The sequence below is a fragment of the Geosporobacter ferrireducens genome, from assembly GCF_001750685.1.
Lineage (GTDB): Bacteria > Bacillota > Clostridia > Peptostreptococcales > Thermotaleaceae > Geosporobacter > Geosporobacter ferrireducens.
Genome location: NZ_CP017269.1, coordinates 5,373,141 through 5,390,565, shown reverse-complemented (window position 1 = coordinate 5,390,565; position 17,425 = coordinate 5,373,141). Strand labels below are relative to the sequence as shown.

The following is a 17,425-nucleotide window of genomic DNA, read 5'->3' as shown; positions in this document are numbered from 1 at the left end:
CTTCTATATTAAAATTGAGTTTCTCCTCCTTACAAGTAATTTTATCAGATTTTAGGGGGCTTATCCCATAATTCGTCTAAATTCCCTAGGTTTTAAATATGAAGGTTTATTTTAGATAATCTTCCGTAAAATCCTATAAATAAAAAATGCTGTATCTTTATAATAAAGAATACAGCATTTTTTATTTACGATTTCTTTCCTCGATGGTGGGTCTTGCTTTTAGTCATTCCCAGGCTTTTTCCTTTTGCGGTTTTATTATCGGGTCTCCGATTACCATCTTTTGCTTTGCCACTACGCGCACTTCTCTTATCTGAGGTTTTATTTCCTCCAAATCCTTTATCGCGGGCGCTATTTAATGGTTTTTTCTTACCATAGCCTCTTGTTTCAACATCTCTAAGTTTACTCTCTCTACGGTCGACTTCCTTAGCAATTTTCTTCCTTTCTATCTGCATGTCAATCCCTTTTTCAATCAAACTTAGCGCTTCACGGTCTCTAGGTGTTACAAAAGTAATTGCAACACCACTCTGTCCCGCCCGTCCCGTACGTCCGATGCGATGGATATAGCTTTCTGCATCTTGCGGAATATCATAGTTAAATATATGGGTCATTCCTTCTATATCCAGTCCACGGGCCGCTACATCCGTTGCTACCAGAAGCTGTATTTGGATTTTACGAAAAGCATTCATTACCTTTTCCCGTTTTGCTTGTGTCAGATCACCGTGCAGTTCATCAGAATTATATCCAAGCTGCTGCAATGCCTCATTAAGAGCAGTGACACGCCGTTTTGTCCGACAGAAAATGATTGCCATAAAAGGCTTATACTCGTCAATAGCTTTACAAAGCGCATCTTGCTTACCCCTATCAGTTGTTTCAATGACAATTTGTTTGATTTCATCCAGAGTTATATTCTTACTCTGTGCACGAATATGAATAGATTCTTTCATGTAGCGTGAGGCAATTGCCCGAATTCCTTTTGGCATTGTTGCAGAGAATAACATAGTATGACGGTTTTTCGGTGTCTGGCGTAAAATATCTTCAACCTCTTTTAAGAATCCCATATGCAGCATTTGATCTGCTTCATCTAATACAAGCATTTCAAGCTGCGCAAGGCTTATGCTTTTTCTCCTAAGGTGATCCAAGAGACGTCCTGGGGTGCCAATTACCAAATGTATATTTCCTTTAAGTTTTCTGATTTGTTGCTCTACATCTTGTCCACCATAGGCTGCCAGTATGTTTACTTTTTTTTCAGCGGCAAGCTTCTTCGTCTCTGCCGTAATCTGTATCGCTAATTCTCTGGTTGGTGTAATAATCAATGCTTGTACATTCGTTTTATTTACATCTATTTTTTCCATCATTGGTAAAATAAAAGCTAGAGTTTTCCCCGTTCCAGTCTGCGCTTGAGCAATAATATCTTTTCCCATTAAAAGCATGGGAATTGCCTGCATCTGGATTGATGTCGGTTCGGTTATACCATTTTCCTTTAATAAATCTACTATTTCCGTACTAATTCCAAGTGAATAAAAATTATTCTTCATATTCATTACCTTTCTTTTTTAAAATTATTATGATCCTATATGGTTGAATAAATTCAAAATTGTTAACATAACATATAACAGTAAAATACTTGTCCTATCTTACTAGATAAGACAAGTATTTCATGCAAGCTTTTTAAGAGGCTATCCCGACCTTCTATATGTTCAACTTAAACTACAATATAGCTTTATCTGCCATATAAGAGCTCCGAACCAAAGGTGCAGATGCCACATGATAAAAACCCATTTCTTCCCCGATTTGTTTATACTGATCAAATATTTCTGGATGTACATATTCAGAAACAGGATGATGATTTTTAGAGGGTGCTAGATATTGTCCTACAGTAAGCATATCACATCTATTCATTCTCAAATCTCTAAAAACCTCTATAACTTCATCTTGCTCCTCACCTAATCCTACCATTATACCTGATTTCGTTAATATAGATTGATCCATCTCTTTAACATTTTTCAACAGCTCTAGTGATCTGCTATAGACAGCCATTGGACGAACTGATGGGTAAAGTCTAGATACGGTTTCAATATTATGATTGATAATGTCGGGTTTTGCAGAGATAACCTGTCTGAGCGAATCTAAAGCTCCGAGAAAATCTGGTATCAAAACCTCAATAGCAACATGTCTATCGATGGATCTTATCTCTCTTATTACGTTCGCAAAGTGCTCTGCACCGCCGTCGGGTAAATCATCCCTTGTTACAGAGGTGATAACAACATGCTTTAAGCCTAATTCTTTTACCGCTTTTGCTATGTTCAAGGGTTCATCTGGATCTATTGGTAATGTAGAACCTTTCATAACATTGCAAAATGTGCATTTTCGTGTACACACATTCCCTAGAATCATAAAAGTGGCTGTTTTTTTACAAAAACACTCCATGAGATTTGGACAATTTGCCTCTTCACATACAGTATGTAAGGATAATCTGTTGAGAATCTCTTCGACCTGCTTCCTGTTTTCTCCACCTGTAACTTTTATTTTCAACCAGTCTGGCTTGGTCTTATGCATCACTCTAATCCTCCTGTTATTTGCCGAATCCATTCTTTATCCTTAAAGATAGCTGAACAATCAAAAACTTGACAGAGATGATGAACCACTTGTAGATTGACCTTTTCTAAGTCCAGGGATCTTCCTAGAAGCTTTTCTAATGAAGTTACCCCTTTATCAGTTATTCCACAAGGGTTAATCCAATGATAGTGTTCAAGATTCGTATTTACATTAAAAGCAAACCCATGCATCGTAACCCAACGTTTCACAGCGATACCAATAGCAGTTATTTTCTTTTCATTTACCCATACCCCTGTATATTTTTTATCCTTTATATAGGCTTCAATATCATATTCATTTTTTAGAAGACTAATAATAACCTGCTCAATTCTTATAACAAAACTTTTTATATCTCGATCATAATTATTAAGATCGAAAATAGGATATCCAACAAGTTGTCCAGGACCATGATAAGTTACATCTCCTCCTCTGTTCACTTCGTATATGTATATTCCTTGTTTCTCAAGAACTTCTTTCGAAACAACAATATTTGTATGCTCACCTCTTCTTCCCAAGGTTAAAACCGGAGGATGCTCCACAAGAATAAGTGTATCAATAATTTTTTCCTGTTGTCTCATAAGTAGGAGTCTTTCCTGTATTACAAGGGTTTCTTGATAATCCTTTTTACCCAAGTATACAACATTGATATTCATAACCTACCTCCATATATTTGATCCCAAATTAACATTTGCATTTATTTCCATACTGTTATGTAACCCTATATTTATCCTCATAATTAAAACAAGTATATCTTGTTTAATATATTGATGTAAAGAAATATCTACTACTTTAAACAACTTTTTCATGCTACGTAGATTTAAAAAGAAGTGACGGCCTTATTCGTCACTTCTTTTTAAATATAAACGCTTCTAAAATGGAACATACTTGTAGAGAACAGCCCCTGTTGTTCCGAAAAACGGGCAGACACAAGGCCTGCCCCTACAAAAATACATTTGGTTGTAATGGCGTTAATCTATGATATATAAACTATTTTTAAAACTTCTTAACCTCTCATTGCGTCATCAAAGGCAATATTAGAGGAAGTAAAATTGATTTTTTTCACAAATTCGAGGGCCTCTTTTGCACCAAACATTCTATCTAAACCACTATCTTCCCACTCTACAGAGAGGGGACCTTTATAATTCATTGCATTCAGTTCACGAATGATTTCAGGGAATTGAACATCTCCATGTCCTAAGGAACGGAAATTCCATCCCCTGCGCAGATCTCCAAAGCTCATGTGCGAACCTAATATCCCGGCTTTACCGTCTAATCTAACCGCTACATCCTTCATATGCACATGATAAATATGGGTTTTAAAATCTCGCAGGAATATAACTGGACTCACACCTTGCCAAAGAAGATGACTGGGATCAAAATTAAAACCAAGACTTGGATGCAAGTTGAACTTTTCCAACAGTTTTTCAGCCGTATAATAATCAAAAGCGATTTCAGTGGGATGTACTTCTAGTGCAAATTTAACATTGCATGCTTTGAATACATCTAATATAGGTGTCCAAACCTTTACGATCGTATCAAATCCTTGCTCCACCATTTCCTCTGTAGTCTGAGGAAATGAATACCAGTACTTCCAAATAGGCGAACCCATAAAACCAGTAACCACATAGCATCCCATATTTTGAGCGGCTTGTGCTGTATATTCCATCTCCTTGATTGCCCATTCGCCAATAGCTTCAGGCTTTCCATTGAGCTCATCTGGTACAAAATTATCCAGTCTTACATCATAAGCATATGCATCTCCAACACATTGTCCTGCTAGATGTCCTGAGATCGCCCAGCACTTCAGATTATATTTTTTTAAAATATCCAACCTTTCTTTGCAGTAAGCTTCATCAAGGACTGCTCTCCGAACATTCATATGGTCTCCCCAGCAGGCAATCTCAAGCCCATCATAACCCATTTCACTTGCAATTTTGCATACCTCTTCAAAAGATAGATCTGCAAACTGTCCTGTACATAAAGTAACTGGTCTGCTCATAAATCTCCTCCTTTAGTTTTTATTGATTTTTAATTTATGAATCTTCTATATAAACTACTCTACCTTAACCCATTGACCGATTTGTACACTCTCCATGATCTTTTCACAGAGTATCATTCCTCTAAGTCCATCCTCAAAGATCGCAAAATCCCTCAATGATCTATTCCCTTCAATAGATTGGTAAATCTGTGCAAAGCATTGTTTGAATGTATCTGGGAAACCCTCTACGTGTCCACCGGGATAACTGATGATTGTCTTTGTACCTTCATGTACTATCGAAGGATCTTTTACGATTATTTGGTTATAGCCATCACGTCTACCTAAAAATAACTCGTTGAGGTTTTCCGAATCCCACTCAGCAGATTGTTTGGATCCAGAGATAAAAAGGGATATTTTATTTTTTCTGCCCGCACACATTTGAGATATTGTAGCATTTCCCTTTGCACCATTATTAAAACGGAAAAGCAAGAATGCAATATCTTCTGTATCAATAGGAACTTCTTCGTAATCAGCAGATGCTGCCTGACTACGTTTAAATGTTTCAATGGGTCTTAACAATTTCTTTCTTGTCTTATGATAGGTTGTAAACTCTGCAAAAACTTCTACAATTTTAAGTCCCGTAACATTTTCCACAGTATCCATCCAATGGGAGCCAATATCAGCTACTGCTCTGGTCTTTCCAGACTCCTCAGAATTTATTCTCCAATTATAATCCGTATCATAAAGAAGCCAATCTTGTACGTAGCCCCCATGTATTGAAAAAACTTCTCCCAATTCTTCATTTTGAATCATCTTTTTAAGCTGATAAATCATTGGATTAAACCGATTGTGGAAGTTAACGGCATTTATAAGCCCCTTTTCTTTTGCAATCGCCACAAGCTCTTGTGCTTCTTTTACTGTAGTCGTAAAAGGCTTCTCGCATACAACATGTATTCCTTTTTGCAGCACATACATGGCAATTTCGTAATGGGTGTGATTCGGCGTACAGATATGAACTACGTCTAAATCTACCGTATCCAGCATTTCTCTATAATCGTCAAACCACTTGGGCACACACAACATTTTTGCCTTTTCCGCTGCATCGTTCGGGTTTACAATAGCTACTACTTCAATATTCCCAATCCTGCGTAATGCTTCAACATGCGCTACGCCAATGAACCCAATTCCGATTACTCCTGCTTTGAACTTTCTCATTCCTATTTCCCCCTTCATTCATTGCTTTTTTCTCAACAAACCTGCTTTTACCTGATCCCTGGTGCTAAGATCGGTACAACACCTGGATTTGCAGCACTTCCTGCACCACAGGTATCAATAACAGTTGTTAGGAGAATTACTTTTTCTTACTTTGGAATAATACTGCCAGAATAATAATAATTCCTTTTACCAAACCCTCAAGAAATGGTGGTATATTTGCGATCACCAGTATATTATTAATCATTTGGAGCATAATAGCCCCTAGGAAAGTTCCTGCAATTTTACCCCTACCACCAGACATGGCTGTCCCACCAATTGCAACAGAGGCGATGGCGTCTAGCTCAAATCCCATACCTGCGTTAGGTGCAGTGATTGATGTGAGTCGGGAAGCCAGTAAAAATGCAGAAATTCCAGAAAGAAAACCCGTTATTACAAAGGTCATGGTTTTAATAAAATCCACATTAATCCCCGTTAGCTTTGCTGCATGCTCGTTGCTGCCAACTGCATAAACATATCTCCCAAACTTCGTTTGATTCATAACTATAGTTATCGCTGCAGTAATCAGTACAAAAATAATTGCTAGGTTTGGAATCAAGAAAGTCTCTCCCGCTGCGATAATACGAAAACTATCAAATTTCTCCCTAGCAACACTAAAGGGGCCACCCTGACCCAACTGAACAATAATTGACCGATAAGCAGACATAGTAGCCAATGTTACAATAAAGGCAGCAATTCTTCCCTTTGTAACTAACAAGCCATTAAATAAACCCAAAAAAGTCCCTAAAATCATTGAAAATATCAACATCAAAAATATACTACCCGTATGATTGAGCACAAGTACACCTAACCCAGCAGTTAAAGCTACCATAGACCCAACAGATAAATCTATCATCCCTGCAATAATAACAAGATTCATCCCTAATGCTACTATCCCAATGATTGCAGCCTGTTTTAGCAAAGTAGATAAGTTGGTATAGGTTAAAAATCTCGGATTAATGGCGGTTGCAATGATAAATAGAACTGCAAAAGAAACCAAATAACTATAATTGCTGTAGAATTTTTGTAGTTTGGTCTTATAATCCTCAATATTCATTTTTGCACCTCCAAATTTGAGCCAGTAGCATAGAACATAACATTTTCTTCACTCAACTGCTCTCTTGATAAGATTGTATTTATTCCACCCTTATACATAACAATACAGCGATCTGCAATCTTCCATATCTCGGGGAATTCAGAACTAAAAACGACCAATCCTTTTCCTTTTTTTGCAAGATTACTTATTAACTTATAGATTTCAAATTTTGCGCCCACATCAATTCCTTGTGTTGGATTATCTAATATATACACATCTGAATCTAGTTCCAGCCATCTAGAAATAATAACTTTTTGTTGATTGCCTCCACTTAAGGAGGTAATCAAGTTCTGCGGATCTCCAGCTTTTATCCCCACAGCTTCTTTGTTCTTTGTGTATCGTCTGATCTCATCTGCTCTTTTTATAAATAAATTTTTATGACTATTTACAAAAAAAGCGATAGACAAATTGTCTAATATATTCATATCTTTAATAATTGCTCGCTCTTTCCTATTTCTAGGAACCATAGCAATACCACTGTTCATTACATTCTTAATACTCCTGGTGCCTACCACTTTTCCATGCAAGGATATAGTACCTGAATCAACCTTGCGTGCCCCAAACAAAGCCTCAGCCAATTCTCTTCTCCCATCTCCGTGCAAACCAGTGATAGCCAATACCTCGCCGCATCGCAGCTTAAAGGATATATCTTTAAAAACTGAACAGGTCAAACCTTCTACGGACAATAGTTCTTCATCAGAAATCGTCCTTTCTTCAATCTCTAAATCTATAATTTTTCTCCCAACCAGCAACTCTGTTACCTTTTTCTCATTAATATCCTTGAATTTTCCTGAGTCAATAAACTTACCATCTCTAAGAACCGTATATTCATCACAGATCTCGAAAAGCTCCGGCATTTTATGCGAGATATAGATAATGCTTACACCTTCTTTTTTTAGGATTCTCATAATATCAAATAAGGATTGGATCTCCTTATTAGTTAACGCAGTAGTAGGCTCGTCCATAATAATTAATTTTGATTCAAAAAGAAGTGCTTTAGCAATTTCAACCAGCTGCTTTCTTGAAGTTTCAAGATATTCCACCATTTCTTCCGGATCGATTTCCACCTTCATACGTTCAAAAACCTTAGCTGATCTTTTAATCATTGTCTTTTTATCTAAAAAACCATACTTATTTTTTATTTCTTCTCCAAGAAATAGGTTTTCATAAACCTTTAAATCATTAACAAGATTCAACTCTTGATGGATAAATCGAATTCCCAAGGCTGTAGATTTTCGCGTAGTCATCTCTTTGATTTCTTCTCCATTGAAATAAATCTGTCCACTCGAAGGCGGAAAAGCACCCGCTAAAATATTCATTAATGTAGTCTTTCCGGCTCCATTTTCACCCAGCAAACCATGGATCTCCGAATCTCGTACCGTAAAACTAACATCAGACAAAGCCTTTACCGGACCAAAATATTTAGATATATTTTTCATTTCTAATATCATTTTTTCACAGCCTATCTTTGAAAGTTTTAAGATAAAACACATATACACACTTATGAAGTACTTGTATAATTGGTATCGACCGATAAAAATTTATCGGTCGATACTCAGAATAGCTCTTCATTTTATCAATATCTACTGGATACTATATCTAATTTTATATGTTTCTGAGCTACGGAATGCCTCTTCATTGGATCTATCAACTTCCTCCGTAGGAATCAGATAGTCTTTTTGAAGTGTTTTTCCTTCCAAAACTTCTAAGCCCAATTTAACAGCCTGACGGACGTATGCAGGCGAAAAAGCATATGTAACCTGATCTACTTGCAGTGTTTCATATGTAGGTTTGAATGTATCAAGATTCTCTCTTCTTGCCCCAACACCAGATACTAGCTTTATATTCAACTTAGTAGGTCCCTTGTATCCACTGATCGCATCTAAAACTCCCAAGACAACCTCATCATCATGGGTAAAAACAGCTTTAATTTTCTCAATATCTTCCGGCTTACTTGTATTCAATAAGTTTTCCATTTGATCCTGAGCCTTTGCCCGCTGCCAATCCGTACTGAAAGATTGAACAATTTTAAAGTTTTTGTCTGCGGTTTTCAAAAATCCATCATGCCTCTGCTGTGGTACTGTTGAATTATCCCCCTTAAATTCTAAAATTTGTACTTCACCAGCCTTTAGTTCTTCAGCAAAATAGTTGTTAAAATACTTTCCAGTTAGTTCCCCAATGCTTACATTATCGCCCATAATGGTGGCCGTTGGCGTAAATCCATTGATTAAGCGGTCATAGATGATTAACGGTATTCCTGCATCCATAACAGATTGTGCAGCAGATCTTAACTCATCTCCATTGTGAGGCCATAGCACAATGGCATCAACCTTTTCATTTATAAGGGTATCGATCTGATTGTTTTGCTCAGAGGACTCTTTTGATGTAAGAAACTTGTAGTCAAAACCATTCGCTTCTGCAAGAGCTTTTACTTCTGCTTCAGCATGCTTAATACTTTCCCCGAGAAAGCCATGTGTTGCATTGGGCATAACAACACCTAATACTTTCTTGGCAGTTTGTTCATCGGAAGTATCCCCGCCTGTCGGTTGTTTAGGCGCACATGCAGCCAGTGTGAAAACCATTACAAGAACAAGTAAAAGGCTAACCAGCTTTTTCATTTTTCTCCCCCTTTTTTATGATTGTTTTATTCTTAAATCCACACTTATTCCGTGAATAACTGTGAATGATTTCTGTCATTTTTCTCAACCTATTGATCTTTGAAAAAAACTATAAAACAAACAAATATCTTCTGATGAATACGATTTCCCCGCGTTGATAAATTATTTTCCCATCAAGTAGATTCTCTGATAATTAAGTTATAATCTAGAATTAGATTATCAATTTTTGTATCTATATTATCTATTCTTTTTAAAAGCATTTTGGTTGCTTCACAACCGATTTGATACATGGGTTGGGCTATTGTGGTTAATGAAGGCGTACTCATATTGGCGAATTCTATATTATCAAAACCAATTACGGCAATATCTTCGGGAACACGCAGCTTCGCCTCATGGATTTCTTTAATAGCACCAATTGCCAGTATGTCTGATACGGCAAAAATAGCGGTTGGTGGTTTTTCTAATTTTAACAGTCTTTTCACCATGCGCCTTCCATTATCAAAACCTAATCCTACCTGCCCCATAAACTCTTCTCTAATACTTATCCCAGATTCTTTTAATGCTTCAATATACCCTTCCTTCCGGCGTCGTGCATATAGAAATTCTTCATCTGAGTTTATGAGCGCAATATCTTTATGCCCTAATTTAATCAAAAATTTAATCGCATCATAAGACGCCTTTTTATTGTCTATAGAGATAAATGGTATGTCAACTTCTTCACTATACTCACTACATTGAATAATCGCATATTTTTTAGCCAATGTATTGATAAATTCCGGTTCTTGAAGTGTATTCATCAGGATAACACCATCAATCAGCTTTTGCTTTAGAAGATTAAAATACAGGTTTTCTTTATCCATATTAGAATCTGTTCCACTGATTAATACGGTGTAGTTATTTTTAGTTGCAATGTCTTCAATTCCTTCTACGATTTGTGAATAAAATGGATTTGAAATACTTGGCATTAAAGCCAAGATCATTCCACTTTTTGATCTTCTAAGATTTCGCCCTAACATGTTCGGCTCATAATTTAGTTTCTCAATTGCATTTTCCACAACTAATTTCGTTTTCAGGGAAATATTATCATGTTTATTTAAAACTCTCGAAACCGTAGCCACGGACACTCTTGCCTCTCTTGCTACATCTTTTATAGTCGCCATCTTTTTGCCTCCATTTTGTAATCCGTTACATTAATATTTTAAAAAAAATATCAAGATTTGTTATATGATGTTTGTTACTGCTATTTATTCATCACTTTTTACTACTTCTTATACACTAATATGAAAAAACATATAAATTTAGAATAAAAAAATGTAACGGTTTTCATGTTTTGATTATAGCATTATGGAATTATGCTTACAATATTATTTTTATAATTTTCAGATTATTTTTTCGGTACGATTTGAAGAAATAGTAAAAATCAATGGGCACAATGTATAGTGATTCCCTTCTAAAAAACTCTTTAACCAAATCGGATGAAACAACAAAAGCCGCACATTGTGCAGCTTGAGCTTGCTTTAGTATTTATTTATAGCCGATTTTATACTGCTAATTATTATAATACAGGCTATCGGTAGGATACTCAGGGTCACAGGTTATATCTATACCAAGTTTTCTAAAGGTCTGTTCATCATTTCTACTTAAAATTGTTGTAGAATGGGCTTGACATCCTTTGAGAAGCGCTAACTTTTCCATAGCTACCTGGGCCGTTGGATTTGTGGCAGCAGATATACTCAGCGCAATTAATATTTCTTCACAATCCAGTGCTGTATTTTTATCTCCTAATGTCTTCGTTTTTAAATTTATGATAGGTTCCAAAATTACTGGAGAAATAAGATGGATTTCATCAGAGATATTTGCAAAATACTTAACAGCATTTAAAATGACTGCCGATGCTGCATTCATCACTGCAGAACCTTTTCCCGTCAATATGGTACCATCATTAAGCTCTATCGCAACAGCAGGACACACTTCATTCTTGTTCGCCTCTTCTTTTAGCCTAGATGAACGATTTCTTGCAGGTAAAACTACCTTTCTGTCCTCCTGTTTTAATACGAGTTCTTCCATAATCAGCTTTACTCTATCAAAGGTTTCCTTGTCGACATAACCTTTTTTATATTCGCAGCCTGTTTTGAAATATCTTCTAATGATTTCCTGTTTTGATGCCTCTTTCACTACCTCGTCATCAATGATGCCAAAGCCTACCCGATTGACTCCCATATCTGTGGGTGATTTATATATGGACTCTTCTCCTGTTATTTTTTCAATAATTCTTCTTAATACAGGAAATGTTTCAATATCACGGTTATAGTTTACTGCGATCTGATTATATGCATCAAAATGGAACGAGTCAATCATATTTACATCTTTAAGGTCTACAGTTGCAGCTTCATAAGCTATATTTAAGGGATGCTTTAAAGGCACATTCCATACCGGGAATGTTTCAAACTTCGAATAGCCGGCTACTTTTCCCTGCTTATGCTCATGGTACAACTGGCTAAGACAAGTTGCCAATTTGCCGCTTCCTGGGCCAGGTGCCGTTACTACTACGATTGGTTTTGATGTCTCTATATATGGATTTTTCCCGTATCCTTCATCACTAACAATGGTATCTACATCGCTTGGATACCCCTTTGTTGCTCTATGGGTATATACCTTTATTCCCCTACGCTCTAATTTATTAATAAAGACTGTAGTTGCCGGTTGTCCATCATATCTTGTTATGACAACACTATTTACATCGAGTTCATTTGCTCTCAAATCGTCAATTAATCGTAAAGCATCCATATCGTAGGTGATTCCAAAATCTCCTCTAATCTTGTTTCTTTCAATATCTCCTGCATATACACAAATGATCACTTCTACTTTTTCTTTCAACTTATGTAGAAGTTTAATTTTTGCATTTTCATCAAAGCCAGGTAAAACTCTCTTAGCATGAAGATCAAACAGCAGCTTGCCGCCAAACTCAAGATACAGCTTATCATAGTGATTAACTCTTTCCAAAATATACTTGGATTGCTCTTCTAAATACTTTTTGTGGTCAAATCCTATTTTCATTGGTTTCTCCTCACTTTATGAATTCATTATCAAATGCATATCCTTAAGCATCAAGTAAACATAACACTATCCATAGTTCACAACATTTTATTATCACATATTTAGGCAGTAAAGTAAATAAAAATCGTACAAATCTCTCCAAATAATCTCTTGGCTTTTTTATTACTATATAGACAGAACAAGTTTTCTGTAAGCAAAAGTAGCTTTTATTCTAGCAATAATTTCAATTTCTCCGCTGACTATTGGCGTTGCAGCGATTGGCGCTAAGAATTCATCTCTTTCTCGGACTATTCCCATATCGACACTTTCCTCTTGTATGGTGCTTGGTGTTTTATCAACAATAATTCTTAGTGTTTGCTCAATTGTACTGGCTTTATAAATTGCATCAATAATTGCTTGAGATAGCGCCCTTCTATAAGCATTAGACGGATCCGCTATTGTAAAATTAACACTATATACTATGTTGGCACCACTTGTTACAGCTGCATCGATAATCTCCCCCACTCTATTTATATCTCGTACAGTTATTTTCAGGTTATTTGTTACTCTGTATCCCCGGAATACCTGCGTGCCTTCCAAATAGTCATACTGAGGTACAACTGAATAAGATTCTGTTTCTATGCCCCTTTCTTCAATACCCATCCTAATCAAGGTATCGATAATTCTCCGTATCTTTTCGGCATTCTCCTGTTGTGTGCTTCTTAATTCCATACCTTCCGTCACTACACCTAGGATTACAACAGCAATATCTGGCTGTACTTTTATGATTCCAGTGCCATTTAGTGTCATTGTACCATTCTCAATTTTAATATCTCTGTTGAAAAATCCAGAATCATTCTTACCGAACATGTATGGATAATGATTATGATACGTGTAGGTACTGTGATACGGATAGTCGTTAATAGAAGACATAGCCATGCTCCCCTCCATAATAAAAATCTTTCTTCATTATTATATGAAAAAATAAAGGAAGAGGACCTCTTTGCTAAATTTAAATAGAAAAGAAGACATTATCGATTGCCTTCTAAGAACATTTCAAACGTAATTAGACAAGTGATTCACGGCTATACTAATAAATGCATCAATAAAGAGGAAATTAAAAAAACATGCAGAATTTGTTTCATGTATCGCTGTGTTCAATTTAATAAGCCACAAGGCAGGGAGGGTTTAATTATGCAGTATTATATGCTGGATGAACAGAAGGCTATGGACTATGTAACAGAAACAGGTTTGTTTTCGAAAAAAAACAACTTAAGCTGCAGAGAAATAGGAGATGGAAATCTTAATTTAGTTTTTATTATTAAAGATGATGTAACTGAAAAATCAATGGTTTTAAAACAAGCCTTGCCCTATGTAAGGGTAGTTGGGGAAAGTTGGCCATTAAGTGTTAACCGCACAAGAATAGAAGCAAATGCTTTAGAAGTTCAAAATAAATTAGTACCTGGTTTGGTCCCAAAACTATACCATCGAAATGATGATATGGCTTTGATTATTATGGAAGACTTGTCTCATCTCAGCCTTATGCGTTATGGCATGGTACAGATGAAAAAATTCCCAAAGTTCTCCGATCATATTTCAACCTTTCTAGCAAATATGCTCTTTTATACCTCTGATTTATATGTGGATTCAGAAGCTAAGAAACATCTGGTACAAAAATTTGTTAATCCTGAACTTTGCAAAATCACAGAAGATCTGATCTTTACAGATCCCTATTACGACGCAGAAAGAAATAACATTAACCCTGCCTTAAGAATCTATCTTGAGGAAACATTCTGGAAGAAAGAAGCACTTTGGCTGGAGGTATCTAAACTAAAATATAAATTTTTAACTGAAGCCCAAAGCCTCCTCCATGGCGATCTGCATACAGGCTCTATTTTCGCAAATGCCAACGAAACTCGCGTTTTTGATACTGAGTTTGCCTTTGTAGGCCCCTCTGCCTTTGATGTAGGAAAAATCATTGGAAATCTTCTGATCAATTATATTTCCTGGAGCGGAAAAGACATGAACCCAACTGATATAAAGGACTATAGAGTCTATTTATTAGATACCGTCAATGACTTATACCAGCAATTCGAACAAAAATTCAAGAACAATTGGGATAGGGACCTTCGGGATATCTCTGCAAAAGTAACAGGATATCAAGAATTTTACATGAGAAATATTTTCGTAGACGCCGTTGGTTATGCAGGAGCAGTAATGATTCGAAGAATGCATGGATTAGCCCATAACATAGATGTAGATGGTATTGAAGATCTTGAAAAAAGAAAATCTGTTCAAATATTAATATTGGAGTTAGCAGAAACTTTAATCATAAATAGAGCAAATTTCAATACCATTGAAGATATAACCATGCTCGTTCGCAACAGAATATATTAAGGAGGATTGACTATAGTGGAATTTATACAACCTATTTTGTGGAAAGATGATAGCCTCTACATTTTAAATCAACTAAAACTCCCTGAAACAACAGAATATAATTCCAAAAAAACTATTCAAGAAGTCTTTCATGCCATAAAAGACATGGAACTACGAGGAGCTCCTCTTATCGGTATCACAGCAGCATATGGCATGTATATCGGAATCAAGGATGCATCTGCCAATAATCATCGGAGCTTTATGGAATTAGTAAGGGAAAACGCAGAATATCTGCGTCAATCAAGGCCTACAGCAGTTAATCTGTTTTGGGCGATAGACCGTATGGTCAAAAGAGCCGCAGAATTAGAAGATAAATCATTGGATGAGAAAAAATATCTACTGCTGGAAGAGGCGATTGAGATCCAGAAAGAAGATGAATCTATCAATCGATCTATCGGGGAAAATTTTATGCCATTACTAAGAGATGGCATACGCATTCTTACCCACTGTAATGCAGGTAGTCTAGCTACAGCAAAATATGGTACCGCAACCGCTCCCATGTATATCGCTAAAGAAAAAGGATGGGCAATGAAGGTTTTTGCAGATGAAACAAGACCTTATCTACAGGGTGCAAGATTAACATCCTATGAACTTCATCAAGCTGAAATCGATGTAACTCTAATTTGTGATAACATGGCCGGATTTCTAATGTCACAAGGAAAAGTTGATGTTGTGATTGTAGGTGCAGATAGAGTGGCAGCCAATGGCGATACTGCTAACAAAATCGGCACCATGTCCTTGGCTGTATTGGCAAATCATTTTAAAATCCCTTTCTATGTTGCCGTCCCTACGCCATCAATAGACCTGGCTACGCCTACAGGAAAAGAAATTCCGATTGAGGAAAGAAGTCCCCTAGAGGTCACCAGCTGGTATGGGAAACAGATTGCACCTGAAGGAATCAACGTGTATAATCCCGCCTTCGATATTACGCCCCATGCGTTGATTACCGCTTTCGTTACGGAGAAAGGGATCGTGTTGCCAGATTATCAGATAAATTTACAAAAATTATTGGTTAAGTAATTGTTCCTCTAACACCTGCCTCCATATTTCTCTGGTTCGCATGGTACAATCTTACAAGTACCTTCTTTTCAGCAGCTATTGCACTATTTATGGCATATTCGGTGTTATAGGCATAGTAAAATCTATGCTAAAAGATATGATCATCCGTCACTGGATGATCATATCAAAAATTTTCTTTAAAATAATTATTTATTCTAAATCCTCTTTACTATATCGGGGTACCTTTTCGGCAAACTCTTTATAAATTTGCTTTCTTAGTTCCTTGTCTTTAAAAATATCTAATCCGGTCATGGCTAATGCTTTTGCACCCTTTATCATCTGTCCATGGGCTCTTTCTGTTGCCGATGCTTTTGTAAAATCCATTGAGTGGCTGTTTATTCCTCTATCTGCAATTTGCAGATAAGCATGAATAGCCGGTATGATCAAGCTCACATTTCCTATATCAGAAGATCCATATTTCATATTTGGTTCTGGATATTCCATTATCTCTCCAAAATGTGCTATGTTTTCCTTTAATTTTTCATCGATGCATCGGTTTGAATATCGTTCTGCATAAATTAAGGATTTGCTTACCTTTGCCTTTGCCCCGGTCAGTTTTTCTACAGATTCTACGATACGTTCCATATAAGCTACCACTTCTTTCAAATCTCTAACAGTATCTGCCCTAACACTGAATTTACATGCAGCGTAGTCAGGAATCACATTAGATGCCTTTCCTCCTTCTAAAATAATGCCGTTAATATTGGATTTGAGAGGCAGCAGTGCTCTCAAATGATCAATGCCGTTGAAAGTTTGTATAACTGCCTGCAGCGCATTAATCCCATCTTCAGGCGATGCAGAGTGTGCAGCTTTCCCAAAATATTCTATCTTGACCCCCCTGGTTGCCAATCCCCCTCTGCAGATCAAATTCCTTGTACTGGGATGGATCATTAATCCATAGTCAATATCTTCAAAGCAGCCCTTTTCAACCATCACTACCTTACCACCTCCACCTTCCTCTCCAGGGGTCCCCATCACTACGATTTTCCCATCTATTTTATCTCCCAGCTTACTTAAACCGATGGCAGCCCCTACAGACATTGCTGCAATCAAATTGTGTCCACATCCATGTCCTATTTCCGGCAGCGCATCATATTCTGCTATATACGCGATCGTAGGACCTTTGCCGCTTCCGCTGTATTCTGCTCTAAAGGCTGTTTCCAGTCCTGCTATTCCCTTTTCAATGTGAAAACCGTGTTTGTTTAGTAGAGAAATTATATTTTCTGCTGCTTCAAATTCATGAAAAGCCAGTTCTGGTTTACTATGAATTTTTTTACTCAACACGATAAGCTCATCTTTAAAACCTTCTATTTGCTGAATGATTATATTCTTTAAGTCCATAATGTCTCCCCTTTG

At 36.6% G+C, this 17,425-nt stretch carries 14 protein-coding genes; 2 read left to right on the top strand and 12 right to left on the bottom strand.

Annotated elements, in window-relative coordinates; all coding sequences use genetic code 11:
- Positions 1 to 185: 185 nt before the first annotated feature.
- From Gferi_RS25285 to Gferi_RS25235, 11 genes are all read right to left on the bottom strand, one after another.
- On the bottom strand, positions 186 to 1,535 hold the full coding sequence (locus Gferi_RS25285; RefSeq protein WP_069980883.1) for a DEAD/DEAH box helicase: 1,350 nt from the start codon (positions 1,533 to 1,535) through the stop codon (positions 186 to 188).
- A 172-nt stretch (positions 1,536 to 1,707) separates the two neighbouring features.
- Positions 1,708 to 2,556 carry a lipoyl synthase gene (gene lipA / locus Gferi_RS25280; protein WP_069980882.1) on the bottom strand — a complete coding sequence of 283 codons (849 nt, stop codon included), beginning with the start codon at positions 2,554 to 2,556 and terminating at the stop codon, positions 1,708 to 1,710.
- Positions 2,556 to 3,248, bottom strand: coding sequence for a lipoyl(octanoyl) transferase LipB (gene lipB, locus Gferi_RS25275; protein ID WP_069980881.1), 693 nt, complete (start codon positions 3,246 to 3,248; stop codon positions 2,556 to 2,558). The genes lipA and lipB overlap by 1 nt, the downstream gene beginning before the upstream one ends.
- Before the next feature lie 350 nt (positions 3,249 to 3,598).
- Entirely contained in the window at positions 3,599 to 4,594 is a 996-nt protein-coding gene (locus tag Gferi_RS25270) for a sugar phosphate isomerase/epimerase family protein (protein WP_069980880.1), read from the bottom strand.
- A gap of 54 nt (positions 4,595 to 4,648) precedes the next feature.
- Complete coding sequence (locus tag Gferi_RS25265) at positions 4,649 to 5,788, bottom strand: Gfo/Idh/MocA family protein (protein WP_069980879.1); 1,140 nt, start codon at positions 5,786 to 5,788, stop codon at positions 4,649 to 4,651.
- 136 nt (positions 5,789 to 5,924) lie between these two features.
- Positions 5,925 to 6,881 carry an ABC transporter permease gene (locus Gferi_RS25260; RefSeq protein ID WP_069980878.1) on the bottom strand — a complete coding sequence of 319 codons (957 nt, stop codon included), beginning with the start codon at positions 6,879 to 6,881 and terminating at the stop codon, positions 5,925 to 5,927.
- Positions 6,878 to 8,371, bottom strand: coding sequence for a sugar ABC transporter ATP-binding protein (locus Gferi_RS25255; protein WP_069980877.1), 1,494 nt, complete (start codon positions 8,369 to 8,371; stop codon positions 6,878 to 6,880). The genes Gferi_RS25260 and Gferi_RS25255 overlap by 4 nt, the downstream gene beginning before the upstream one ends.
- Positions 8,372 to 8,503: 132 nt before the next feature.
- Positions 8,504 to 9,538, bottom strand: a complete 1,035-nt coding sequence (locus Gferi_RS25250) for a sugar ABC transporter substrate-binding protein (RefSeq protein ID WP_069980876.1) — start codon at positions 9,536 to 9,538, stop codon at positions 8,504 to 8,506.
- A 173-nt stretch (positions 9,539 to 9,711) separates the two neighbouring features.
- A complete protein-coding gene (locus Gferi_RS25245) occupies positions 9,712 to 10,698 on the bottom strand; it encodes a LacI family DNA-binding transcriptional regulator (protein ID WP_069980875.1) in 987 nt (328 codons plus the stop codon).
- Between the two features lie 388 nt (positions 10,699 to 11,086).
- Complete coding sequence (locus tag Gferi_RS25240) at positions 11,087 to 12,595, bottom strand: DUF1846 domain-containing protein (RefSeq protein WP_069980874.1); 1,509 nt, start codon at positions 12,593 to 12,595, stop codon at positions 11,087 to 11,089.
- A 165-nt stretch (positions 12,596 to 12,760) separates the two neighbouring features.
- Entirely contained in the window at positions 12,761 to 13,507 is a 747-nt protein-coding gene (locus Gferi_RS25235; protein ID WP_169833034.1) for an SIMPL domain-containing protein, read from the bottom strand.
- 261 nt (positions 13,508 to 13,768) lie between these two features.
- On the opposite strand from Gferi_RS25235, the gene mtnK reads away from it, so the two are divergent.
- Complete coding sequence (mtnK, locus tag Gferi_RS25230; protein WP_069980873.1) at positions 13,769 to 14,971, top strand: S-methyl-5-thioribose kinase; 1,203 nt, start codon at positions 13,769 to 13,771, stop codon at positions 14,969 to 14,971.
- A gap of 15 nt (positions 14,972 to 14,986) precedes the next feature.
- A complete protein-coding gene (mtnA, locus tag Gferi_RS25225; protein ID WP_330389514.1) occupies positions 14,987 to 16,030 on the top strand; it encodes an S-methyl-5-thioribose-1-phosphate isomerase in 1,044 nt (347 codons plus the stop codon).
- Between the two features lie 189 nt (positions 16,031 to 16,219).
- Here the strand turns inward: mtnA and Gferi_RS25220 are convergent, their stop codons facing one another.
- A complete protein-coding gene (locus Gferi_RS25220; protein WP_069980872.1) occupies positions 16,220 to 17,410 on the bottom strand; it encodes an amidohydrolase in 1,191 nt (396 codons plus the stop codon).
- Positions 17,411 to 17,425 lie beyond the last annotated feature (15 nt).